At 39.5% G+C, this 25649-nt stretch carries 21 protein-coding genes; 10 read left to right on the plus strand and 11 right to left on the minus strand.

What is annotated here, in order from left to right; genetic code table 11:
- The first annotated feature begins 253 nt into the window (after positions 1-253).
- From KO525_RS13105 to KO525_RS13115, 3 genes are all read left to right on the plus strand, one after another.
- On the plus strand, positions 254-577 hold the full coding sequence (locus tag KO525_RS13105) for a hypothetical protein (protein WP_215964278.1): 324 nt from the start codon (positions 254-256) through the stop codon (positions 575-577).
- Between the two features lie 25 nt (positions 578-602).
- Positions 603-1376 carry a bifunctional 2-polyprenyl-6-hydroxyphenol methylase/3-demethylubiquinol 3-O-methyltransferase UbiG gene (locus tag KO525_RS13110; RefSeq protein WP_215964380.1) on the plus strand — a complete coding sequence of 258 codons (774 nt, stop codon included), beginning with the start codon at positions 603-605 and terminating at the stop codon, positions 1374-1376.
- 87 nt (positions 1377-1463) lie between these two features.
- Entirely contained in the window at positions 1464-1739 is a 276-nt protein-coding gene (locus KO525_RS13115) for a hypothetical protein (RefSeq protein WP_215964279.1), read from the plus strand.
- A 175-nt stretch (positions 1740-1914) separates the two neighbouring features.
- Here the strand turns inward: KO525_RS13115 and KO525_RS13120 are convergent, their stop codons facing one another.
- From KO525_RS13120 to KO525_RS13130, 3 genes are all read right to left on the minus strand, one after another.
- Complete coding sequence (locus KO525_RS13120) at positions 1915-3003, minus strand: DUF917 domain-containing protein (protein ID WP_215964280.1); 1089 nt, start codon at positions 3001-3003, stop codon at positions 1915-1917.
- 119 nt (positions 3004-3122) lie between these two features.
- The gene (locus KO525_RS13125) at positions 3123-4400 is read right to left on the minus strand and encodes a cytosine permease (protein WP_215964281.1); all 1278 of its coding nucleotides are present in this window, start codon (positions 4398-4400) and stop codon (positions 3123-3125) included.
- Positions 4401-4462: 62 nt separating this feature from the next.
- On the minus strand, positions 4463-6592 hold the full coding sequence (locus tag KO525_RS13130; protein WP_215964282.1) for a TonB-dependent receptor: 2130 nt from the start codon (positions 6590-6592) through the stop codon (positions 4463-4465).
- A 195-nt stretch (positions 6593-6787) separates the two neighbouring features.
- On the opposite strand from KO525_RS13130, the gene KO525_RS13135 reads away from it, so the two are divergent.
- The gene (locus KO525_RS13135) at positions 6788-7288 is read left to right on the plus strand and encodes an Lrp/AsnC family transcriptional regulator (RefSeq protein WP_215964283.1); all 501 of its coding nucleotides are present in this window, start codon (positions 6788-6790) and stop codon (positions 7286-7288) included.
- 216 nt (positions 7289-7504) lie between these two features.
- Here the strand turns inward: KO525_RS13135 and sugE are convergent, their stop codons facing one another.
- Positions 7505-7822 carry a quaternary ammonium compound efflux SMR transporter SugE gene (sugE, locus tag KO525_RS13140; RefSeq protein ID WP_215964284.1) on the minus strand — a complete coding sequence of 106 codons (318 nt, stop codon included), beginning with the start codon at positions 7820-7822 and terminating at the stop codon, positions 7505-7507.
- A 387-nt stretch (positions 7823-8209) separates the two neighbouring features.
- On the opposite strand from sugE, the gene KO525_RS13145 reads away from it, so the two are divergent.
- Complete coding sequence (locus KO525_RS13145; protein WP_215964285.1) at positions 8210-10153, plus strand: sulfatase-like hydrolase/transferase; 1944 nt, start codon at positions 8210-8212, stop codon at positions 10151-10153.
- A gap of 387 nt (positions 10154-10540) precedes the next feature.
- Here KO525_RS13145 and KO525_RS13150 read toward each other — a convergent pair whose 3' ends face one another.
- The 7 genes from KO525_RS13150 to KO525_RS13180 form a co-directional block, all read right to left on the minus strand.
- The gene (locus tag KO525_RS13150; RefSeq protein ID WP_215964286.1) at positions 10541-11392 is read right to left on the minus strand and encodes a universal stress protein; all 852 of its coding nucleotides are present in this window, start codon (positions 11390-11392) and stop codon (positions 10541-10543) included.
- A 10-nt stretch (positions 11393-11402) separates the two neighbouring features.
- Positions 11403-12893 carry a SulP family inorganic anion transporter gene (locus KO525_RS13155; RefSeq protein ID WP_215964287.1) on the minus strand — a complete coding sequence of 497 codons (1491 nt, stop codon included), beginning with the start codon at positions 12891-12893 and terminating at the stop codon, positions 11403-11405.
- Between the two features lie 402 nt (positions 12894-13295).
- Positions 13296-13478: a DUF2496 domain-containing protein gene (locus KO525_RS13160; protein WP_215964288.1), complete on the minus strand. Its 183-nt coding sequence runs from the start codon at positions 13476-13478 to the stop codon at positions 13296-13298.
- 2 nt (positions 13479-13480) lie between these two features.
- Positions 13481-13753 (minus strand): late competence development ComFB family protein, encoded by a 273-nt coding sequence (locus KO525_RS13165; protein WP_215964289.1) that lies wholly within the window; start codon positions 13751-13753, stop codon positions 13481-13483.
- A gap of 129 nt (positions 13754-13882) precedes the next feature.
- Positions 13883-14797, minus strand: a complete 915-nt coding sequence (locus tag KO525_RS13170; protein ID WP_215964290.1) for a histone deacetylase — start codon at positions 14795-14797, stop codon at positions 13883-13885.
- Positions 14797-15396 carry a primosomal replication protein gene (locus KO525_RS13175; protein WP_215964291.1) on the minus strand — a complete coding sequence of 200 codons (600 nt, stop codon included), beginning with the start codon at positions 15394-15396 and terminating at the stop codon, positions 14797-14799. Before KO525_RS13175 ends, KO525_RS13170 begins: the two co-directional genes overlap by 1 nt.
- A 31-nt stretch (positions 15397-15427) precedes the next feature.
- Entirely contained in the window at positions 15428-16198 is a 771-nt protein-coding gene (locus KO525_RS13180) for a TSUP family transporter (RefSeq protein ID WP_215964381.1), read from the minus strand.
- A gap of 125 nt (positions 16199-16323) precedes the next feature.
- On the opposite strand from KO525_RS13180, the gene KO525_RS13185 reads away from it, so the two are divergent.
- The 5 genes from KO525_RS13185 (at position 16324) to KO525_RS13205 (ending at position 25649) form a co-directional block, all read left to right on the plus strand.
- Complete coding sequence (locus KO525_RS13185; protein ID WP_215964292.1) at positions 16324-18756, plus strand: DNA polymerase II; 2433 nt, start codon at positions 16324-16326, stop codon at positions 18754-18756.
- 345 nt (positions 18757-19101) lie between these two features.
- On the plus strand, positions 19102-21783 hold the full coding sequence (locus KO525_RS13190) for a TonB-dependent receptor domain-containing protein (RefSeq protein ID WP_215964293.1): 2682 nt from the start codon (positions 19102-19104) through the stop codon (positions 21781-21783).
- 126 nt (positions 21784-21909) lie between these two features.
- A complete protein-coding gene (locus tag KO525_RS13195) occupies positions 21910-22821 on the plus strand; it encodes a class I SAM-dependent methyltransferase (protein WP_215964294.1) in 912 nt (303 codons plus the stop codon).
- 45 nt (positions 22822-22866) lie between these two features.
- Positions 22867-24702 carry a putative 2OG-Fe(II) oxygenase gene (locus tag KO525_RS13200; RefSeq protein WP_215964295.1) on the plus strand — a complete coding sequence of 612 codons (1836 nt, stop codon included), beginning with the start codon at positions 22867-22869 and terminating at the stop codon, positions 24700-24702.
- Between the two features lie 179 nt (positions 24703-24881).
- Complete coding sequence (locus KO525_RS13205; protein WP_215964296.1) at positions 24882-25649, plus strand: DUF3450 domain-containing protein; 768 nt, start codon at positions 24882-24884, stop codon at positions 25647-25649.

Here is a 25649-nt window from a genome sequence, read left to right on the forward strand (position 1 = left end):
AGAAAAACAAATTAGCGAGTAAAAAAGGCCAAAACGCTTTTGTTCATAGAAACAACAAGTTAACGATATAAATGGTTGCACAAGCGACACGGGATCGCTCGTGCTATTGACACGGTTTGTCTAATGGGTGACCCCACTGGTCGGTTTATTAACGTTGGTAAGTGGCAATGAATTAAATAATTTGCTACTAATATAATCATTGTTAAAAGAGGAAAGTTTCCTCTGTTTAAGCTGTCATACAGCATGAGAGTGAATGGACATAAAAGAGTATATTGAATGTTTCGACGAAATTTCCCACTTAAGTAGGGATAAACAGTTTACCGTGCTTGAACAGGCTCGAGACGAAATTCAATCAAACACTTCATTACCTAGTTTTGCATTTATTGCGTTTATTGTGCGAGTCAGTTTTATCTTTTTATTCTTAGGTGCCAATTATTTCCTCTGGGAGCTTTCGATTTTGAAATTTGTTGTTTCGGTGCTGTTAGGCTTACTATTTGCCAGAGTTCTTGTTTCTGAAATTAATAGCCGTTTAATGCAGAGAGGGCTTAAACGAGTACTGCGCAAAAACACCGTTTGACGACTAAATTGGTATACGGATGAAATTGGATTATTTGAGTATAAATAAACAAGCGTGGGACAGAAGAACGAAGGTTCATGTTGAGTCTGAGTTTTATGACGTTGCGTCATTTAAAAATGGGAAATGCTCGTTAAATCCAGTTGAGTTGAATCAAGTTGGAAATGTACAAGGAAAATCGCTACTTCATCTACAATGTCATTTTGGTCAGGATACCTTGTCATGGGCGCGCTTGGGGGCGGAAGTTACTGGTGTAGATTTATCTGCTGATGCAATCGAGCAGGCAAACTTTTTGAAGCAATCGTTGGGCCTAACAGCCAATTTTATAGAAAATGACGTTGTTCAATTCGGTCGTGAAAACTCCCAACAATTTGATATCGTATTTACGTCATACGGTGTGCTGTGCTGGTTATCCAATTTAACGGATTGGGCGCAAACGATTTATAGTTCATTAAAACCCGGTGGTGAGTTTCACCTAGTTGAGTTTCATGCTTTTAATGACTTGTTGTCGGGTTATTCTTATTTCCCTAATGATGCGCCTGATATCGAAGAAGAAGGTACTTATACCGAAAACTGCGACGGTAGTCGCTCAACCATTGTGACCTGGCCGCATTCCATTAGTGAAGTTATCAGTGCTTTAATTGTTGCGGGATTAACAATAGAGTCTTTTTCTGAATACCCTTTTAGCCCTTATAAATGCTTTGATGGCTTAGAGTTAGTACCAGATTTAGGGTATCAAATGTTGCATAAGGGTCAGCAGGTTCCATTATTGTATTCAATTAAAGCAAGAAAAACCGGATAAAACACTGTCGGTGAAAGCGACTGACACTAATTTTAGACGGCGATAATAAGCCCTTAAGGGCGATTTCAGTTGTTCACGAGGATTATAGTGTCAAATATTAACGTTGTATTAATTATTACAGTGGCTACATTTTATAGCGTGGTTACAAGCGCTTCACCAACATCTAATGAGTTTGTGCCTTGCAATAAATTAGCTGTGGCCACGTTGCAACAATGTTTAGATAATGATGCCGACCGCTGCTGGTTTAAATCAAAAACTAAATATAAGTCATGTCGAATAGAAGTGATTGAAAATCATGTTACTGACGCTGAAAAAATAACAGCGGAGAAACAACAAATAGATGACATTAAGAAGAATATTTAATGAAGCCGGTGGGGACGAGCTCTTCGACAATACTTGGTAAGTGAATATCTAATTGTGTTTATCTGGACATTCATGTGTTTACAAATGTTGAAATACCCTAAAATAATTTGGTTTTTTACTTGAGGGCAATCAAGGTTTGTGTTGTTGGTTTAACTATTATGGCTTAAATATACCGCTAGATAGCGGGATTGTAATCTGTTTGAAGACCCAGATATTTAGGGCCAAATACATTAAGACCTTTCTCTGTTGTGAATTCTTTTGGGGCCGGCAGAATAACAATTGCTACATTCATACCATTGACAAAGTTAGGGTTGGTAACGGGTTCTAATTTGTCCATGTCTAGGCAGCAAATTAAGTCTGGAATAGTGACATCAATTTTGCCATCAAGTGTTGCCGATAAGTTTTCGTTTTTAACATTAACCCGATATTGCCTACCTGCAAACTCACCTTCGCCAGCGATGTTAAATGAGCCAATTGTAAAGCCTTCGATAGTACTGAATTCGAAGTTAGTTACTACCCCTCTAAAACGTACTATTCCCTTACCAAATTCAGCGACGCGTGTCGCAATGTCTATGTTTTGCTCTTTGGCATATCGGTAGGCTTCGCCAATAGCCAAAGCTTTTGAAATTGTCCCCTTGATTACAGCATGTTTCATAATTGAAACCGGTAGGGCGTGATCGATAGCGGCTATGTCGTTACGACTAACCATAGCTAACGCACGGACAATGCTTTCAGCCCTTTGATCATCTATTACATTTTCGCAAATAAAACATTCACCAAATTCGTTTGCTGTAATAATTGGTGCGGCTGGTAAATTGTTTAGGTAATAAGTTGAATGTGTGATTTCAGGTACGGCTCTTCCTGCAGGATCTGCGTCCACTATCACGCCATCTATCATAGCAGCGAGATAAAATGATATTGCCGTATTGGAGCCACCTAACTCGCAGCAAATAGTGCCGTGAAACTGAGCACCTGTGTATTCCTGCAATCGTTTAAATGCAGTCATAATCGGTGGTTGCTTCGACTGGGGTAAACCTTGGTATGTATCATCTTGCTCAATCGCTAGTGCGCCTAACATATAAGGCGTACAAAGCATTTTGTCATCGTCTAACTGATCAATGTCGACAAGTTTGAACTCTTTTCCAGCGGCAAGTGCTTTTTCAATAAACTCAAAACCTTCAGCAAGTTCACCACCACCACCAGTGCCTAATATTGCACAGCCATAGAGGATGTCTGATATTTGTTGTCTGTTAAGGGTTTTCATATAACTCAGCTTATAAATTCTTAAATTGACAATATTCTACATAGCGCGAAAAAATTAAATGTTTGAAAATACGACATTGCACAAACGAAAATTTTTACTATTCACGTACTATAAAAACATTAATTAGTTTGATGATTAAATTGGCATAAGAACCAGTAAACACCTGCCGAAATAACAAAGGCGTCAATTGCTTCAACACCGGAAAAACTTATCCCACTTTGGTTTGATAAATAGGTCGCGACTACGCCAAACATCCAAGCCGTAATTGCCGAAACGTTGAAGTCTTTTATGTCGGAAAGCTTTTCAATCTTATAAATACGTTTTTGATTTATGATAAAAAAGTCAACCACATAGATAGCGGCGACTGGGGTAAATATGATGGCTAAACTGAACAAAAAGTCAGTGAATGAATCTAGTAGATTTAGAGTTGACGCTGCGGTTCCAAATAGACCGGCAATAACAACCAGTTTACGTTCGGCAATTTTGGTAAACACAGAACTTAATCCTAGGCCAATACTGTATAAATTAACAACATTGGTGACCCAGCTAGAGATAATGAGCAACGTAAATGCAAAAAATCCTAAACCTAAAGTGAGCATGACATTGAGTACGTCAGATTCCATTAATAAGATCCCTGACATCGCTGAAACAATATATACAAAGCTGCTTAGTCCAAGAAAAGGAAGAAAAGAAGAAATCGCCGTGTCTTTGTTTGTTTTGGCAAACCGTGTAAAGTCTGGCATCAAAACAACACTGACAATAAAACTTCCCACGACCGCTGAAACGGCTTCGCCAAAACTAAGTTCATAGGGAATGAAAGTTGAAGTACTTGTTGGTCCTTGCCAAGTTAAGGTTTGATACAACATAAACACTAAAATTAAGGCTAGGATAGGCACAAATAAATTGGAGACTTTTTCGAGTAAAGTAAAACCCCAAATTGTGGTAATGGTAATGATGATACCTAAGCAAATCTCTAACAACCAAACGGGCGGGGAAAGATCAAACTCCTGTTGTAACAGGGCTAAACTGACTTCACTAAAGAGGTCAATGTTTACGCCATACCACCCAAGTAAAGATAGAACAAAAGCAAAAGAAATTAAATTGGCTCCCTTTATGCCAAATACAAACTTCATTGTCATATAAGAGGTTAATCGGTTATAGCGGCCAAGTAACCCGGTGACATAACCTAATATTGATAAGATTAAGCCACCAAGAATGAAGGCCATAAGACTGTCTTTAAATCCTAATGAGGTGCCTATCTCTAACCCTGTTATTAAACCGGGAACTGCAAATGCCAAATTACCGTTAATCATACCAATGCCGACACCTCCAACTGTTTTATTTAGTGGAACCGGCGTCGTTGTATAATTTTGAATTACGTCATCGTGTTTTGCCATTTGGCCAACTTATTAATATAAAGTCCTCATAAGAGGACTTAAGTTTTCGTTAAAGTTCTTAGTTAAAAGCTATAGCTGGCTTCCATTACGATACTTCTAGGTTTGTTCGGTTGACGCGCTAAATCAGTCACACCATCGGCAAACAAAAAGATATCTTCAATAGTACGTTCATCAGTTAAGTTCTTTGCTGCTAATTTTATTGTCCATGAATCTGAACGAATACCAATTGAAGCATTAAAAAACTGATCCGAAGATGACGTTACATCCGGCATCTCGATATCGAACGACTTAGGGCCTTCACCATAAAAGTTGCCGTGAGCAAAAAGCTGCCAATTGGCATTCAGCTCGGTTTCATAGTCAGCTGAAAAAGAAAAGTTATAATCAGCCACATAAACCTGAGAGTATCCCTCTAATTCAGGACGGTCTGAAAATTCAACAATTTCCGAATTAACCTTACCTAAACTGGCTCGTAAATTTAAGTTCTGGCTAACTTTATATCCAAGTTCAAACTCAAATCCAGACGTTTCTACGGTGTCGATACCCAAGTTTTCTAAGGTGAAGGTATCAACATTAAACTGAGTAATTTGAGCATCTGACTGTGCGATGAAAAATGCCGCGCCGTTAATTGTCAATCCGTCAAATATAGTAGATTTGAACCCCGCCTCGTAGCTGTCGGAAACTTCTTTATCAAATGTTCGGCTAATCCCTTCGGCAGGCTCATTAAAGCCGCCACTTCTAAAACCTTTTGAGTAACCAGTATAAATGAGTACGTCTTTTTGTAGTTGATAACCAATTGTTATTTTAGGTTGCCATTGCGCAAAATTTTTTTCTGCAAAAGTATCTGCTTGGTAGTTCGGATCGTACGATTGACGGTCGTCTTGGTCAAAACGCAGAGCACCAGTGAGCTCCAGTTTGTCGGTAATGTCGTAGTTAATTTGACCCGCGATACCGTATGCTTTGCTTGAATTAATATCGGCAATTGTTAAGTAAATTTGGTCGGCTGGAAAATCAGCAGCAAACAGAGAAACATCGCCCTCAAAGTCATCATAAAAATTGACGGTATTGTCGCGTTCTCGATCTTGATAAAAAGCAGCGACAGACCAGCGAAGTTGTTTATCATTGTTTGATGTAAAACGAGATTCTAAGGTCGTTGATTCAACCTTAAAATGGCCTCCGGTTGCAAATGGCGCTCGGAACCAATCAGGTTCGTCAATATAGGTAGGATCTGCTGAATAGTCACCATCGTAAAAGTGTTCATCATCAGATGAATTGTAAGCTGCGATAATTTCGAAGGTACCGAGTTCGAACTCTTTATTTAATTTGGCGCTAAATTCAGTCACATCACGTTCGTCAATATTGTTAACGTTTTGTGAAGTCTCAATATCAAAATCTTCTTTGTTGTGCTCCGAGACATTTTGATAATAGGCAAATCCAGCTTCGGTTGTGGTGTAGCGTCCTTGAAGGCTTATTTCACTGCCATACAATCCTTCAAATTGTACTTTACCAAATACCCCTGTCTCTTCTAGAAAGTCGCTTTCTTTATTTAGGAAAGTATTTTTAATCTGTCCATCCGTGCCCTTTGTATATGCACCAACCCTAAAATAACCATCAGTATCTTTAGTTAAGCCACCAGAAATTGTCGTCCCTAAATGATATGAACCCGCATTACCAATTGAGGCTTTAACATTGCCTTCCAATTCGTCATAGCCATCTTTTGTGGTGATCAAAATCGCCCCACCGACAGCTCCACGTCCATATAAAGCGCCTTGAGCACCACGCATGACTTCAATGCGTTCAATATCCACCATTTCTTGGTTAATAAATTCAATATCAGAGGCCGTTATACCGTCGACTACATAAGCAATCGGAGGATCGCCAACTTGAGGAGTCACTAGCCCGCGAATCGTTATTCGAGACAAGCCAGGTCTAAAGTTGTCTAGTTGACCTAAGTTAGGCGTCAAATTTGCAATATCACTAAAGTTTTTAATATTAGCATTTTCAATTGTGTTGCCTGAAATTGCGGTGATTGAATCCGGTACGCTTTGAATGGTTTCAACGCGTCCACGAGCTGTTACTGTAATCTTCTCAATATCTTGCTCAGCAGAGGTTTCTTGTCCCTGAGCTAATGCGGGGGTTGATATTGAAAAACTAACAGAAGCGGCAAGTAGCGAAAGGCGATAGTTATTATTCATGTTCATTTCCAACTTAAGGCTGATTACTTGTGGTTATTTTTTATCTAATTAGTATTAAACGCCTTATTCACAAAATAATATTTTGTATTGCCCACTAATTCTGTACATTATTTAGCGCCTATTACGCTGCAGCTACAAAAAATTGCCATTTAAGCTGATACCATCTCGTCCTTACCATATGGAATAAGCAAACTTATGAAAAAATCTATTAAAATAGATACGTATAATAAAAAGATTTTGGCGACCTTGCATTTGCAAGCTGATTTAACCAATGTTGAATTAGCTGAAATCGTTAATTTGTCTCCTAGCGCTTGTTTTCAAAGAGTTAAATCTCTAAAAGAAGCGGGGTACTTCAGAACTTTTCATGCTGACGTCGACTTAGACCAAATTTGTGAACATATATTGGCCTATATAGAATTTACTTTAGACGATAATAGCGCGCCACAAATCCGAAGGTTTACTTCCGAACTTGAACAAATACCAGAAATTATGGACTGCATGCAATTAAGTGGAGATGTTGATTTTATCTCACTAAGTTGCTTTCCAAACCTTAAGGCGCTCAATGATACGTGCAATGTATTATCGGAAAATAGTTCTCTTTCAATTAAACGAATAAAAACGAGAATTGTTTTAGAAAGAACAAAATGGTTTTTAGGATACCCGTTGGAAAAGCTCAAGTGGTTAGATGAACATTAAGCCCATTTGAGTTGTGCAAACGCCGCAGCGTTAACGACTTCAAAAATAATGAGTTTAAATACCAACCCTCATAACCCAACTGGTTAATAATGAGGATTGGCATCAAAGCGAGTTTTATAAATGAAAGACATTAAATCCAAAATCGGAGGAATTTGGTTAACTCCCGCTCTAAAAGCGAGGACTGTTTATCTTTTTAATGTAAGTTCTTTAATCCAGTTAATTGTGGGCGAGCTTAAGACCGACAATTCCGGCGCATATTAACCCTAAGCTCACTAGCTTTAGTACGTCAGTCGACTCATCAAATAGCAATATGCCAAATACAGCAGTGCCGACAGCGCCAATACCTACCCATATCGCGTAGGCTGTGCCTACTGGAAGTATTTTCAATGCGATACCTAATAATAAGAAGCTGGCGATAAGCGAAAACATAGTGCCAACCGTCGGCCAAAGTTTTGTAAAACCGTCCGTATATTTTAATCCAATGGCCCAGCTAATCTCAAATAAGCCCGCAATGAATAAAATTATCCAACTCATAAATACCTCTCAAATAGTTATGGGGCCGTCCCCTAATGAAATTTGAGAGGTGAGGTCGTCCTCACTTCGTAACCGTATGAGCCTGCAGTATAACTCATGTTTAGTAAATTATTTAGATTAGAAACCTTTGCGAGTTTTTCAGCTATCTTCAATTTTGTTGCCTAGATATTAAGATTTTTCTCTGATTTAACTCGAAAAATGTAGGTCAAATTGATTTTAATACAATAGCATTTTTGTCTTTTTACCGGTTACTAAAGGGAGTGGCATCATTACGCTGCACGCAATAAAAATTTTCACCATTAAGTTTTATTATGGTTTTTGATTTGTGGATTGTTTTAAAACTAAGCATAAACAATTACGCTCCCCCAACTGGTATATAACTAATCCATGAAAAATTTTAAACGTGTTTTGAAAATTACGTCAGTTTTCTCGTCTCTGAGCTTGTTACTTATTTGTAAAATGGGTTTTACAGCGCAACGACCCAATATCTTATGGCTGACCTTTGAAGATACAAGTGCCTATGAATTAAGCCTCTATGGTAATAAAGATGCAAAACAGCCAAATATTGATGCTTTGGCAGCGAGTAGTCTGGTTTTCCAACAAGCGGCGTCAAATGCACCGTATTGTTCGCCAGCAAGGTCGACGTTAATTTCGGGAAATTATGCCACCAGTTATGGTGCCGACCATCATCGTGCCGCGGTTGATGCAAGTCCGAGCCGAATGTATTTCCCAAGCTTATTAAAGGATGCGGGTTACTTCACGAGTAATAACAAAAAACGTGACTATAACGTTAAGCTTTCTAAAACAGAGTTGGCACAAATTTGGTCTGAGTATGACAAAAAAGCGACATATAACAGCCCAAAACGAAAATCAGACCAACCCTTTTTCTCTGTTTTTAATGGCCATATGACACATATGAGTCGTTTGACGTCCTATACTACTGCACAACGTCGAGATTTTAGTCAATCTGCAGGTGTATCAAGCGAAGCTAAACCTGGCTACTTACCTGATTTACCAGAGGTAAATTCTGATCATCAATTTCACTTAGAAGGTGTTGTGGATGTTGATAGTTGGGTTAAGTTTTTTATAGATGATTTAAAAGCAAAAGGTCTGTATGAAGATACGATTATATTTGTTTATTCTGACCACGGCGGAAGTTCACCGATGGGCAAAGGATTTTTGTCATTTAGACACTCACTGCAAGTACCTTTGGTGATCCACGTGCCAACTAAATTTAAGCATCTCGTACCGACTAATGTTGAGGCGTTACAAAACAAGCAAGTCAGTTTTGTCGACTTTGGACCTACGGTATTAAGTTTAGCGGGCATACCAACCCCAAAAGAAATGCGTGGTCAGGCGTTTTTGGGCGAACTTGAAAACCATACAAGGCAATACAATCATAGCTTTAGAACCAATCAAGAAGACCATTTTGATCCCTGGCGTGGGGTGAGTGATGGTCGCTATCATTTTATGCAAACCTATTTGAAGCGCAAGCCTATAATGCTTAGAAATGATTTCCAATGGGGCATGCCGTCAAACATTGCACTGGATGAGTTTGCCAAGACCAAATCGGGTCAAGTGTTTAGAAGAAAATATTATAGTTTCAAACGCGGTGAGTATCTCTACGACACTAAAACCGACCCTTTGGAACAAACGCCGTTAAGAAATCTCACTGCGGAACAAATTGCGGTTCATAGCAAACTGACTGCGCAAGTGAGTCGTTTTATAAGAGAAACAAAAGACTTAGGCTTTGTGCCTGTGGAATTCAAGAAAGACAAACAATTTGAGCAATGGTTGGCTGCTGATTTCAATTACAATAAGCTTTATGATCTTGTCGAACTCGTCTCGACAGTTTCGTTAAATAATGTACCTGAGCTTACCAAACTGATTGATGACAAGTCGCCAGTTATCCGTTTCTGGGCGGTTCAGGGGTTTGCTGAACTTGCTGCTCAAGGTGTTTTGAAAAGTGTTCCAAAACGCTTTATTGAGGTGGCTAATAAAGATCATTCGGCGGTAAGTGCAGTTGCTCTTGAAACGTTAGTGTATTTAGAGCAAAAAGGAGCAGTGGAGGCATTGATTAAAAATGATTCTAAACTTCAAAAGCGTTCTGCCTTAGAGACAATTGCCTATCTTCGTCCAGAGTTATTGTTGTCACATGTAAGACGTCTCGAACAATCCAATTTAAATAAAACGACAGTAAAGGTGATTAAGTCGGCGCTTGGTGTTATTAAAGCCACCGCAATTGCCTCTAAAAAACAGCTTAAAGATGGGATCGCAGTGAACAAAGAGCGACGAGAACTCTACCCACTACCGAGTGTTAAGCAGAAATAAGAGTTATTTGTTGTAAGTCTTGAGGGCAGAAGCCACATAAATAGTACGTTTCTATGTAAGGTTTACGTATTTAATATGTGGCTTTTACCGTTTTTGGCGCGGGTTAACTGAGCATTAATAATATCGATTTTACTGAAAGCTTATGTTGAAAATTAGCAGTACATTAATCTAAGTGGCTAATATTGAGGGTGCAGTAATTCTGGAAAATGTATCTGGGCTCATTGCCTAAATTACCACCCAATCAACTGTTACTAACTCAACTGCTACTAACTCAACTGCTACTAACTCAACTTGCACGGGGTTTCCATTGCTCACCTTAACTCTTAAGTAACAATAAATGTGCCTTGTTTAAGACACATTTAATTACTCAAACTCTAGCTAGTAAGCTTAACGTAAAACAATTAAAGGCACGGCGATACGTTCAAGCATTTTAATTGTATTACTACCAACAAAAAATTGGCGTAGCTTTGAGTGGCCAAATGCCCCCATCACTACGAGGTCAATTGCATTTTCAACTTGATAGCGCAACAGCGTTTCATTGATATTACCTTCTAATACCGCCGTTGTTACGTTTAAGCCTTTGTCCTTGAGTCTTTTGGCCGCCGAGTTAAACTTATCTATTAACAGTGGTTCATTGTTTTTTATCGAAACGAGGTGGCAGTCTATTCCGTGCAATAACCCGCCGTCGATTACTTTTTGTAGCGCTCTATCAGCCGTTTCTCGTCCATCATAGGCGATCATAAATGACTTAGGTTCCACAAACTGTTCAGGCACAACAAATACGGGGTCGCTGGCTTTACGTAAAAGGGTTTCAAGATGTGAGCCTAACGCTTTAAAATCGCCTTCATGTTCGGCTCCTTTGCGTCCAATGACAATGAGACGTGTTTGGTCTTCAAGACTCATAATTGCATCGACAATATCTCCATGTCGTTGCGCTTTCTCAATGTTTACAACACCACTTGAGCGCGCTGCCATTGCCGCTGAATTTAGAAGTTCATCGCCCAATTTAACAGCAAGTCTGCTTTTTTGTTCATCGAGCTCAGTCATTTCCTTTAATAACTTGGACTGTGCACCAAGGCCAATCGCGCCACTGTAGTCATCGGCTCCATGTTGTTGCTTTTTTTCCAGTGTATGCAAAAAAGTTAGGGTTTTATCTAACTTTTTTGCTGCCCATGTTCCAGCATTTACAACCGATGTTGTTATAGCTGAACCATCAATACATGTAATTATTTTTTCCATTATAATTTCCTTAGTGTCCACCTAGTAACTTATCAACTTCATTTGGATCATTATGCACACCAAATTTGTCGACAACGGTCTCTGTTGCTTCATTCATGCCTATGATATTGACAGTCGCCCCTTCTCTTCGAAATTTGATGACGACCTTATCCAATGAAGATACTGAGGTAATATCCCAAAAATGTGCATGGGTTAAATCAATAATGACAGTACTAACTACTTCTTTAAAGTCGAAGTAATCGATAAATTGCTCCGCGGAGGCAAAGAAGACTTGGCCTTTAACTTCATAGGTGCGAATTCGTTGGTCTTCGTCAAAATTTGACTTAACCACCATGAAACGTCCAATTTTATTAGCGAAGAATAGTGTCGCAAGCAATACGCCAATAAAGACACCTATCGCAAGATTATGGGTCATAACGACCACAACAACGGTGGTTATCATAACAATATTTGATGACAGTGGATGTTTCTTCAGATCGGTAATTGACGTCCAGGAAAAAGTCCCTATCGAAACCATAATCATTACCGCAACCAAAGCTGCCATAGGAATAAGGCGTAACCATTCATCCAAAAAGACGACCATTACCAATAGAAAAGCGCCGGCAACAAAGGTTGATAATCGGCCTCGGCCCCCAGATTTAACGTTAATAATTGATTGACCAATCATGGCACAACCGGCCATGCCACCAAACAGTCCTGCGCCAATATTAGCTATGCCTTGACCTTTACACTCTTTATTTCTATCACTCGTGGTGTCTGTTAAGTCGTCAACGATTGTCGCTGTCATCATTGACTCAAGTAAACCGACAACGGCAAGGCCCGCAGAATAAGGGAAGATAATCGCTAGTGTTTCAAAGTTAAGAGGTACATCAGGCCATAAAAAAATAGGCAGAGTATCAGGCAGTTTCCCCATATCACTCACCGTTCGGATATCTAATCCCATGATCACGGATACTATCGTTAATGTAACAATACACACTAGAGGAGAAGGAATCGCTTTACCGATTACAGGTAAGTAGGGAAAAAGATAAATAATCATTAAGCCTGCGGTCGTCATGGCGTAAACATGCCATGTAACATTGGTCAGTTCGGGTAACTGGGCCATAAAGATCAAAATAGCGAGTGCGTTAACAAACCCTGTCACAACTGAGCGAGAAACAAAGCGCATCAACTCACCAAGGCGCAAAAATCCCGCCGCTATTTGCAATATACCGGTCAATAACGTTGCCGCGAGTAAATACTCAAGGCCATGTTCTTTGACTAGTGTAACCATAAGAAGCGCCATTGCACCTGTGGCTGCCGAGATCATACCCGGTCTTCCGCCGACGAAGGCAATTACGACAGCGATACAAAAAGATGCATACAATCCAACCTTAGGATCGACCCCTGCAATAATTGAGAAAGCGATAGCTTCAGGAATAAGGGCAAGCGCCACTACTATTCCCGCAAGCACATCACCGCGAATATTAGAGAGCCAGTCTCTTTTAATATGTTCAAGCATGAAAAATAACCTAATTGAAATTATCCTCTAAAATGAGGAATAAAAATTTAATGAAAGATGCAAACAAGTCTCGCGTTTGACGCGATAATCAGAGCTCTAAGACGAGCAAAAGGTAGGGGGATCTTATGGTGGCGTAAGTTTCAAAAAAACCTCTATACAATCAAAATTTTACTCATTGTATATTACTTAATCAGTAGTTCAATTCACATTTTATATTTATTGGTAATTAAATACGTAAAAGTTGCATAACTGCTGCTATTTTCTGAGATTAAACAAAAAAAATCCATCAATTGAATTTTAAGGTTATTAATTCACAGAGTTAGAAAAGTGAATCCTATTGGTAATTTTAAAACATGATAAATGGACATATATGATAATAATTATCAGCTATGTCCGTTTATTTTATTTCTGAATGGCTTTTTGTTGCAGATCTGACTTTACAAGTTCAATTGCGAGCAGGGCAACGTCAATATCGACTTTATTGTTTTCGAGAAGAAAAATTAAATCCACTGCCAGTTTCACGTGATCAGGAGCGTCCGCCAATGCATCGGTCTTAACCTGTTGTTCTAGTTGCTCTTCTAACACTTCTATTGATCTCGCCTTTCTCGTGAACTCATAAATTCAAGTGCACGTTCGATAGACTCTCGTACATTCATTTCCATTTCAAACCGTTCTGCAGCTGGTAGGTAGAAAGCCATGTCGACTTCATGGCGAATATATTTAGAAGGCAACTGGTTCAAAACGATACAACATAAATCGGACAAAAATTCATAATCAAATTTTTGATCTAACTTGTGTGCATTGATGTAATCAATTACCAGCTTTTCATAATAATTATGAATGTCGTCACTCATTTGCATAACGTGTCCTTAATTTAATGAAGATTAAAACCTTGTATCCGTTAACTTTAGCATCGAATAATTTGTTGTGACAATGCTTTGGCAATTTAGCCGCTATATTATAAGTTTTGGCAACCGATAAAGTGCGTGTTAAGTCGCGGTGAAGACATCAATAGCACTGCGAATGAGTTGCATGTGAACTTGGGTAAGTTTCGCGATATCTCGTTGATACCCACCACCAATTACCGCCATGATGGGTAAACCCAATTGTTTTGCGCGATTAAATACAAACTGATCACGCAAATAGATACCTTGGGTTGAAATGTTCAATAAGCCTAAGTCATCATCTTCATGGATATCAACTCCTGCGTCGTAAATGATATAGTCAGGTTTAAAACTTTGCACTGCAGCGTCGAACGTTTCTTCTATTATAGGAAGGTATTCTGTATCACCGATGTGGCGGTCTAAACCAAGATCCCAATCACTTTGTTGTTTGCGCGTCGGGAAGTTTTTTTCACAATGAATAGAAACCGTAAATATATTTGATTCATTTTCTGCGCACACTGCGGTGCCATCGCCCTGATGAACATCACAATCAAATATGAGGATGCGTTGAGCAAGATGATTATCTAAAAGGTATTTTGCAGCAATTGTAAGGTCATTAAATACACAAAAACCGGAGCCAAAGTCTGGGTGAGCATGATGGTAGCCCCCAGTACAATTGATGGCGATACTATGTTTTAAAGCTAGCTTAGCCGTCTCTAATGTCCCGTTAACGGCGGTTAAAGTTCGATTGACAAATTGTTGTGACCATTCAAATCCAATGCGTTTCATTGCTTTTGGTGATATTTGACCGCTGATGAAGTCTGCGACATATTGCTTAGTATGAATGGAACACAATAGGTCAGGACTGATATAACCCGGTACGGGGTTGCTGACGAGTTTATTAGGGTAAGTGGCAAATGCCGTATCGAATAACGCTTGGTATTTTTCGATTGGAAAACGGTGTCTTTTAGAGAGGTCGAGTTGGCTATAAATTGGATCGAAAACAACAGGAAGTTGCATTAATATTGCCTTTCGTCGAGTTTTTGAATTTGTTCTTCGATTTTACTGATTGCTTGACGGCAACGCCCCAATCGTTGGTGTGTGACTAGTACGTCATCTTGTAAAGTTTGGCGCTGAGCTTGCCCTGAATATTTATTAAGGGTTTGTTGTTTTTCGGCTACCATATCGACTAAACGTCGTTCAAATTCTTGTAATTTTGAAAGCTCTTCATAAAGTGAGCGACTCGATGCGCGGGCCTGTTTGGCAAATTGCTTCACTTTATTTATCTGTTTTCTATGTGTGGCGTTATACGTTTTACTTTTGGTATTAAGAACAACAGAGTTGAGTAGCCCACGAAAACAAGAAAACTGATCGGCGACTCGGACAGAAAGATGTTCCATCAGTTGTACGTTTTGAATTGACCCCAACTTTTTGACGTTATTTTCGAGTTCTAATACGTAGTCTTTTAATTCATCTGAACGTGTGTAAAAAGTTGTAGAATTAAACAGATCATTTTTAGCAAACCATTTCTCGGGTAAAATAGATATCGCATTGAGTTGCTCTTTTAACGACTCAAATTGTTGACACAATATTTGATAGTTATTTGTACTTGAATTCATACGAACCAAAAATCCTACTTATTCTTAACAATTAAAACCAAGCGTCAAATGCCAACTTCAATGCCATGCAACTCACAACCACGGTAAATAGTGGGCGAATAAATTTATTACCAAAGTGGATTGCTGAATGTGCGCCAGTATAGGCACCGATCATTAAAAACAAGCCCATGGAAATCCCAATAAACCAGTTAATGTAACCTAAATAGATAAATGTCACGAGGGAAAAGAAGTTACTAATAAAATTCATTGAACGGGCGACACCCGATGACAGCAATATATTCATTTTGTACAAATACAAATTACTGACTGTCCAAAAAGCGCCGGTACCAGGTCCAGCAAAACCGTCATAAAACCCGAGTGTGAATCCTTGGCTTGCCTGCTGAGTTTTTAATTTGGGTGTTTTATCAGGGAGTAAGTTGTGTTTCACTGCCGCTGTCCGATTAAATAAGGCGTAAAATGCACTAAAGCCGATTAAGATCGGAAGTAATTTGTTCAGTATATTTGGATCTAAATAAGAAACCGCAACAGTACCGACAATTGAGCCAATAGCAGTATACCAAAAACTTATTTTCCAAAACGAGGGATCAAAAAGTCGCTTCTTATAGAAGGTATAGGCCGCCGTTAGGGAACCAAAAGTAGCGGCAAGTTTATTTGTACCTAAGGCGACATGTGGTGGTAATCCACTGGCCAGTAGTGCTGGAACAGTAAGTAAACCACCGCCTCCAGCGATAGCGTCGATAAAGCCAGCGGCAAAGGCACATACGACTAAAATGAACAGTAGACTTGTCGACAACCCTGTCATTTCAGTCAACCAAATGGAAATCTCCAAACTATTTCTCCACGAAATCTACCTATTGCACCTTGATTGAAACAACAGCTTGTCTTATAAAAGCAGGATTATAACGTCATCTCAGTTGAAAATGTATCTTGGGCTCAAATCTAATCGGTTCACCTTATGCAATTTGTAAAGGTAGTTTACTAACACGCAATCAGTATGACCGTGACGGCCGTTGTATCTTTGAGCTTTGGATAAAGTCTAATGAGGCTAATATTCAGCTTATTATTACCGACGAACGTCCGGTCTGTTTTGCGACTCTACAAAACGTTAAGTTATTACAAACGGCATCAACTGCCTTGTATCCCTCTATTGAATTCACTCAGGTGAAACTTAAGACCTTTGCTGATGAAGACGTTTATGCAATTTACGTAAATTCACTTAGTGAGTTTTATCAGCTGCGACAATCAGCGACTCAACAAAGTATTGAACTACTAGAGGCAGATGTAAAACCGGTAGACCGCTATCTAATGGAGCGGTTTATTCAACTCGGTGTGACTTTTACGGGGGTTGAAGTGTCAAGTAAAGGCAATTATCAACGCTTTGAACAAGTAAAAGTAAAATCGAGTCGAGAAGCTTTCCCTATGCTTAAAGCGATGTCCATAGATATAGAGTGTGATGAAAATGGCTATCTTTTTTCTATTGGTATTCATGCTTTTGCCAAAGACAGTAATGATGAGGATTTTACTAAGGTCCTCTACAATATTGAAGATTTTGCCTCAGGTATTGAAACTGATAACTCGTTGCCCTACGTTGAATGGTTACAAGGTGAACGCGCGCTTTTGCAACGTTTAAATCAAATTGTAATGGAGCAAGACCCTGACTGTCTTATAGGTTGGAATTTTGTTGCCTTTGATATCCATGTGCTGTCACAAGCTGCGACACGAAATCATATAAAGCTTAAGTTCGGGCGAGATAATTCACGATTGAATTATTCAGCACGTCGCGCCGACGATGATTCGAGAATGCCTGCAAGGGCTTATGCGGCAGGAAGGGTAGTTCTAGATGGCATCGAAGTGATGAAAAACGCAACGTACCATTTTAATAGTTTTGCTCTAGATGCGGTCGCGTCCGAACTATTAGGTGAACGAAAACTCATTAGCAATGTTGACGGATTGGATAAACTGGCTGAAATTAAACGCCAATATAGAGAAGAGCCATTAGCCTTAGCCAAATATAATCTTCAAGATTGTGTTTTAGTATCGAAAATATTCAAACAAGAGAAGTTGCTCGAATTTTTACTCACACGCTCGCAATTAACCGGATTAGAGTTAGAACGTTTAGGTGGTTCGGTCGCGGCATTTACTAATTTATATCTCCCGCAAATTCATCGTAAAGGTTGGATAGCGCCTAACTTAGTTAATGCTGAGGACTATTTGCACAGTCCAGGCGGTTTTGTCATGGATTCGAAACCAGGCATGCACGACGACATCCTAGTTTTTGACTTTAAAAGTCTGTACCCGAGTATAATTAGAACCTTTAATGTTGATCCGATTGCTCTGCAAGAAGGGGTTAGGTTACCTGAAGCAGAGGCGATTCCAGGCTTTAGAGGCGGTCAATTTAGTCGTGAAACGAGTATATTGGCCACTATCGTAGATGATTTGTGGACTGCACGTGAAAAAGCTAAAAAGCAGAATAATACGGTTTGGTCTAATGCGATAAAAATCATTATGAATAGTTTTTATGGGGTATTAGGTTCTGCAGGATGTCGTTTTTATGATACGCGTTTAGCGAGCTCAATAACGATGAGGGGTCATTGGATTTTAGCCCAGTCTAAAATTTGGTTTGAAGAAAAAGGACTCGATGTTATTTATGGAGATACTGACTCTATATTTGTTAGCTTGCATGGCTCTAATTTTGAACCCAAAGATGCAGTTTCATTAGAACAAGAACTAAATACTTGGTGGGATATAAAAATTCAACGAGAGTTCAAATTACATAGCCGACTTGAAATTGAATTCGAATCGCATTTTAGTCCGTTTTTTATGCCAACGATTCGAGGCATGGAAAAAGGATCAAAGAAACGTTACGCGGGTATGAAACTGCAAAAGAATGCAGATCCAATATTGGTATTCAAAGGAATGGAATCAGTGCGCAGCGATTGGACCGATTTAGCTAAGGAATTTCAAACCAAACTGTTTCAATTGGTATTTAATAAACAACCCGTGACTGACTACCTTAGGTCGATAATTGCAGAGTTGTTTTCAGGTAACCTAGACAATAAACTGGTTTATAGAAAAAAAATTCGGCAACACCTCAACGAATATGTAAAAACAACTCCGCCTCAAATAAAAGCAGCCAAATTGGCAAATAATCTTTACGGCCACCCCAAATACCGTAGAGGTAGCGTTATACCTTACGTTGTGACGATAAAAGGGCCTCAAGAGTACACTAGCTGCGATAACCCTTTGCATTATCAACATTACCTGGAAAGGCAGCTTTTTCCAATTGCATCGGCAATACTAGAAAATATTTCCCCAAGTGAATTGTCTGTCTTTGACCGTCAGATGACGCTTAATTGGTAGCAACGCACCATATATTGTATATCATTTCACTTTTGTCGACTTTTTATTCACTAAATGAATAACTTATTCGTAACAAATAATTGCGCTTAATTATTTGTTATTAAAAAAAATATACATTTTATTACAAAATGTTACCAATCGCCTAAAAAGTATACTAATTTTGCGTTGCGGTGGTTGACCTGTGGAAATATAGAGGTAATATCGAGACCGTTTGCTGCCCTTTGATTGCGCTTTTATCAATTACTGATTGATTATTGTTCAATTACTGGTCGGAGCCGTTACGGCTAAAACTTATAATTCATAAAAAAATGAATCACTAATAAAGTGGTCCAGGGAGAAAACTTCATGTTTACAAATAACAAACTAGCTAAGTCTGTTCGCTTAGCAATCATGTTTGGTGCTGCAGCTACAGCACTACCTGCAACTCAAGCGTTCGCGGCTGAAGAAGAAGCTGAAGAAGTTGAACGTATTGAAGTTACGGGTTCTCGTATCAAACGTACCGACCTTGAAGGTGCTTCACCAGTTAACATCATTACTGCTGAAGACATGAAAGTTGAAGGTAACTTCACGGTAGCTGACGCACTACGCGGCAGTTCATTCAACTCGTTCGGTTCGTTCTCTGAGAAATCTGGTAGTTCTGCACAGTCTCAAGCAACATTAAACCTACGTGGTGCTGGTTCTAACCGTACGTTAATCTTGTTAGACGGTAAACGTCTTCCAGGTTCTCCTACTTTAGGCGGTCAATCTGCTAACCTTAACGCAATCCCTATGGCTGCTGTTGAACGTATCGAAATCTTAACAGATGGTGCTTCTTCAACTTACGGTTCTGACGCGATTGCTGGTGTTGTAAACATCATCTTGAAAAAAGATTACGAAGGTCTAACTGTTAATATCGGTTCTGGCTGGCGTACACGTGATACTGATGTTGGTGGTACTCCAACTTCAAACGAATTTTCAATCATTGCTGGTTACAGCAACGATAAAGGTAATATCACTTTCTCATTCGACCATCAAAAACGTGAAGGTATTTCTGATGGCCAACGTGCATTCACAGCTGCACGTGCTGAAGATTTAGATGGCGATGGCGACATCGAAATCTATTCTGATGAAACAGACGGTTGGTCTTACTACGGTGCAAGTGTGTTTGATCCAGCTTTCGATACACTATACTCATCTCCACTTTGTGATGATTTAATTGCTGAATACGGTGAAGATACATTTAAAGAATTTGACGGAACAACTGCATGGGGCCCAGGCTCTACAGTTTGTGGTTTCGCATATGCTAACGTATCTTATAACCGTGCTTCTATCGACCGTAACACTGTATTCGTAGACGCAAACTACGAAGTAGCTGAAGACGTTGAATTCTTCACTCGTGCAATGTTCGTTCAAAACAAATCTTTCGGACGTTATGCTCCTCCAGCGGCTCCATGGGAAAATATGTCAGCTGACAACCCACATAACCCTACTGGTTTAGATGGCGCTTACGGTCTATTCCGTTGGGTTGGTATCGGTAACCGTGACGGTAACGTTCATGATTACAACCAAGATTACTTAATGGGTCTACGTGGTTTCTCTACCATCGCTGGTTTGGATGTTGACTGGGAAGTTTACTACCATAAAAATGTAGCGGACAACAAATCTGTTGGTCAATACTACTTGTCATACGGTGGTCTAGCTTACAATGAGAAAAACGACATTGATTTAGGTTCAGAACAGGGTATAGCTAATATGAAAGCTACTACACTAACTGAAGATTCTTCAACGTTTGACCAATATTATGCTGGTGCTGGTTTTGATGCATTCGAACTACCTGGTGGCCAAGTGGCTCACTACATTGGTATGGAATACATGGAAATCAACTTCGCCTCTATCTATGACGGTCAGTCTGCTGCTGGTCTAGTTGGTGGTTCTGCTGGTAACTCTGCTGAAGGTATGCGTGATATCACTGCATTCTTCTACGAAGCAGCATTACCTGTAACTGACGATGTTGAAATGAACATTGCTGCTCGTTACGATGACTACTCTGACTTTGGTGATAACCTTGCACCAAAAGTATCTGTTCGTTGGCAAGCACTTGACAACTTAGTTGTACGTGCATCTTACTCAGAAGCGTTCCGCGCACCTGGTTTGGATGAACTTAATGCGGCGACTACGTTCTCTGCTGAAGCAGCAACGGATTACATCAGCAACCCTGATGCAGCTGAGCGTCAATATGATACTTACTACAAATCTAACTCTAACTTAGGTCCTGAAACATCTGAGTATATGAACTTTGGTGTTGCATACGACATTACTGATGACTTCGCTGTTAAAGTTGATTACTTCAACTTAGACATCTCAAACGTTGTTCAAACTAAAACTGTTAACGGTCTTATTAATGACCAAGCAAATGGTAACTTAACGCCATTAGCACCTGGTGCAAATACGGACAATGAAACGTTTTATCTAATCCGTGCCGGTGGTTCTTTAACTGGTAACATCCTAGAAGCTGGTACTGGTTACTTCAACGGTGTTGGTTTCGGAATTGAAGGTGTCGATTTAACGTTCACTGGTAATATCGAAACAGATTTTGGTGATTTCAGCGTTAATGCTGTAAACAGCTTTATCTTAGATTACGCTACAGACAACGGCGGCGACTCTGTAAACACAGCTGGCTGGTCTGGACAACCTGATCACCGTGCAGTATTTACATTCGGTTGGGCTCTAGATGGACATAGTGTTACTTGGAACACTAACTACATCGCAGATACTTCTGAAGATGAGCAGTTAATTACTAAAGATGAAGCTGGCGCTGACCTAGCTGAAGACGATTGGTACTACCAAACGGAAGGTAAACTTGACGCTTGGATTATCCACAGCCTTAACTACTCATACAACATGGGTGATTACGGTCGTGCATCACTTACTATCTCTAACTTAACAGACGAAGATCCAGTATTATCTTCAGCTGGTGTGTATGAGAACCCGGATTTATATAATAACTTCGGTCAAGACGTACGTGTAAGCTACACAATCAGCTTCTAATATTGATTTAAAAGCGAATAATATTGAAAAGCCGATTCTTTGAATCGGCTTTTTTTATGTATTATTATTATGAAATTAGACAGTTAGTCGTAAAGTGTAACTACAAATTTTAGATGATTGGACAATATGCAAACGCAAAAGTACTGGGATAATTATTGGCAACAGGGCCATATTACGTCATTTGGCAATGAAATTATGGGGACGTACAGTGGCGCGATAAAACACTTTTGGCAACGTTATTTAGGCGATACTCAACCGAACACAAGATTGCTAGATATGTGTTCTGGGAATGGCGCACTGCCTATGTTGTTTCTGCAGTTTCAGCCAAAATTATCGATAGTTGCTACGGACTTAGCACAACTAGATGAAGCGAAACTTGAGCAGCAAGTTAAGCGTCAATTTCCGGCATGCGAAATAGAATTTAAGAGCCGTGTTGATTGTACGGCACCAAATTTAAACGGGGACAAATTTGACATAGTGACGAGTCAATTTGGAATTGAATATGCGCCATTAGAGCAGGTTATTCCGGCGGCCTATGATTTGTTAAATAAGCACGGCAAATTTGCAATTATCACCCATGTTTATGATTCGCGTTTTATCAAGCAAAATACTGTAAGTTGGGCGTTTGTAGGGGAAGTTAGAAAATCTGGGTTAACTGACATACTTAGGGCGCAGATTGCATTGGAAGATAATAACTCACCTGAAAAAGTGAGGGTTTCACATCAATTACAAAAAGTGACAGCGAATCTTAAAGCATTTGATAATGTTGAATATGGCTTGCTCAATATAGATGGTTTTATACAGATGTCGTTAGGCATGCAAGACAGCAACAAACTTGAACAACTCATCGCATTATTTGATAACGAAATGTTAAATTATCATTCTAGGTTGTCTGAATTGGTAAAAGCATCACGTACAGAAGAGCAACTTTCAGAAATTGTTACTATGGCATCAAATTGTGGGTTTACTTTACAACAAAGTCATCGGGTACAAGATCAAACTGGCATTCTTGGACACGGATTTGTTTTTATAAAATAGCTTCTGTTTTATTATAGTTATAAATTACTAAAGTTCGAGGTATCCATGAACACCCCACACATTCGACAACAAATTGCTCAGTTCTTTCAATTTGTCAAACAGGGGAAGTACGGCGACGCTGCACAGTTTGCAAGCTTACCTCACATCCAGAGTATCAAAGACCCACAAGTCCAGCATGCGCGTGGGGTGACGTTCCTAAACATTGGCTATGAGCAACATGCACTAGACGCTTTTTTACTTTTTTTAACAATGGCGCCTGAACATCATCCTATTCACAATATTGTTGCCGATCTTAGCGCCAAGCAGGGCAAATATGAGCTGGCCAACACCCACTTTGCAAAAGCAACAAATTTGGCAAGTCATGTATATCAGTACTGGTTTAATTGGGGCCTTTGTTGGAGTCTTCAAAACCAACATGAGTTAGCGAAAGCGCATTTTCTTAAATCACTGGCAATTGAGCCAGGCTTTGCGAAAGCCCGTTTTGAACATGCAAAAGCCTGCCTTGCACTTAAAGATTATGTTGGCTCGGAGCAAGCTTTAACAACGCTTTTTAATCAAGAAACTCAGCAACCTCCTTGGAAATGGCATTATGTTTATGGTCAAGTACTTGAGGGACTTTGTCGAACTGAAGAGGCAAGTAAGCAATATCAGGCTGCCTTGAGCCTGAGCGTCAATGACCAAGAGTCAGATGTACTTTATGAATGTCTTGCATTGTTGCATGTGAAGCTTTGTGACAATGAACAAGCACTATCTTGGTTAACGAAAGGGGTTGAAAATCACCCGACTAGTCGAGTTCTGCATAAATTGTTGTCTAATTTAAAATATGAAATGAACACACCTAATCCCCTTCGTAATTATGAATCAGTCTCTGTGAACAACTTTAATACTGAGTTACAACATGATTATGTTTCATTATTGATGTCTCAAGGTAAACTCGATGCGGCAAAATCTGCACTAGCTAAATTTAAGCGTAATAAACCCAAAACCAATGCATTTACCAATCTCGATTGTCAAATAGCAATCAAAGAACATAGGTACGATGAGGTTTTGTCGGCCGTACCTACGACATTGGATATGAATAACCCCGGGGCCAGGCAACTTTGTGAGTATTATACTTTAGCTAATCTGGCATTAGGAGATTACGTTACTGCGGGTAAAAAAATCGATTTATTACTCGATGCAGATGCAACGAATCAATATTATTTGGCGTTAAAATCGACAGAATTAAAGTTAACTAATAAAGATGCCTATGAACAGCTGATAAATTTTCATTCATTAGTAAGTTTTTGTGAAATTTCTGTTACGGCCGATTATTCTTCAATTTTAGACTTTAATGAGCAACTTATGGCGGCATTGAAGTCTATCCATACGATGCAAAAACAACCATTAGGACAGTCAGGTAATGGTGGAACTCAAACCCCTGGTTACTTGTTTGACCATCCACATAAAGTTATTCAAGATTTAAAAATATCCCTCCGCAATTCATGCTCAGAACACCTTTCAAATATCAGTAAATTACCTTATTTGGAACATCCTGCGTTAACTCGGTTTAGTGATCAGTTTAATATAGTAACTGCGTGGTCTATGTGGCTTAGAGACGGCGGTTATCATGTTCCCCACTGTCACCCTAAGGGGTGGTTTAGTAGCGCATACTATGTCAACACACCGGAGTGCATCACTCAGGGCTCTGAACAGGGGCAAATTTACTTCGGGAAACCTGGAATTGTGACTTATGATGAGATAGTCGAAGACTATGCGTTAACACCTAAAGCGGGCCACCTAGCATTGTTTCCATCTTACTATTGGCATGCAACTAAGCCATTCGTTAGTGATACGCCTCGTGTGGTTGTCGCCTTTGATATCCTACCAGTAGTCAAGTGAACAATAAGTAGACGGTTCAGGTAGAATAACGAAAATATTAAGTAAATCGGGCGATTTTGTTAATTGACATTACAGATTATGTTTGGGACACTCGATGGTCGATATTCCGTGACTTTAGTCACTGAATGGAGAGTAAAAACTCTAAAAGAGAACTTAAACACATACATTGGTTGGGAACTATGTCAAAGATGAAATTAAGTCTAGTCGCGTCAGCGTTAGTAGGGGCGGTAGCATTTACCGGATCTGCTTTTGCAGCGGATCCACTAGAGAAAATTCACGCAGCAGAACGCGTTATTCACAAAGCAGCTGCTAAATCTCAAACGAAAATTGACGCGATTCAAGAACAGACTCAAGATCTGGTTATTGAATATCGTAGCGTCGTTGACGAAATGGAGATCAATAAAGTTTATAATGATCATGTTGCGAAATTAGTAGCAGCACAAAACGACGAAATTGCTTCTTTGGAAGAGCAAATCGCTGAGATCGAAAATACAAAACGAAATGTTGTTCCTCTGATGTATCGAATGATTGATATGTTGGAAAAATTCGTAAAAGCAGACATTCCGGTTAAATTGGAATTGCGCACACAACGTATTGAACGTTTACGTGCAACCATGGTAAACCCTAACGTAAGTACTTCTGAGAAATATCGTCAGGTACTTGAAGCTTACGAAATTGAAAAAGATTACGGTAGTGCTGTCGAAGCATGGCAAGCAACTGAAACGTTTGATGGCAAACAAATTACTGCTGACTTCGTTCACGTAGGTCGTATTTCATTAGTTGCACAGTCTAAAGATCTTAAGAATGCATGGGTGTGGAATAACACTTCTCGTTCTTGGGAAAAATTAGGTGACGAATACCTAAAAGATGTGACTAAGACAATCCGTATGGCTCGTAAACAAGCGCCATTAGATCTAATTAAACTACCAATTTTTGCTGCGGAGTAA

Source organism: Psychrosphaera sp. B3R10 (assembly GCF_018861025.1).
In the GTDB taxonomy this organism is placed as follows: domain Bacteria; phylum Pseudomonadota; class Gammaproteobacteria; order Enterobacterales; family Alteromonadaceae; genus Psychrosphaera; species Psychrosphaera algicola.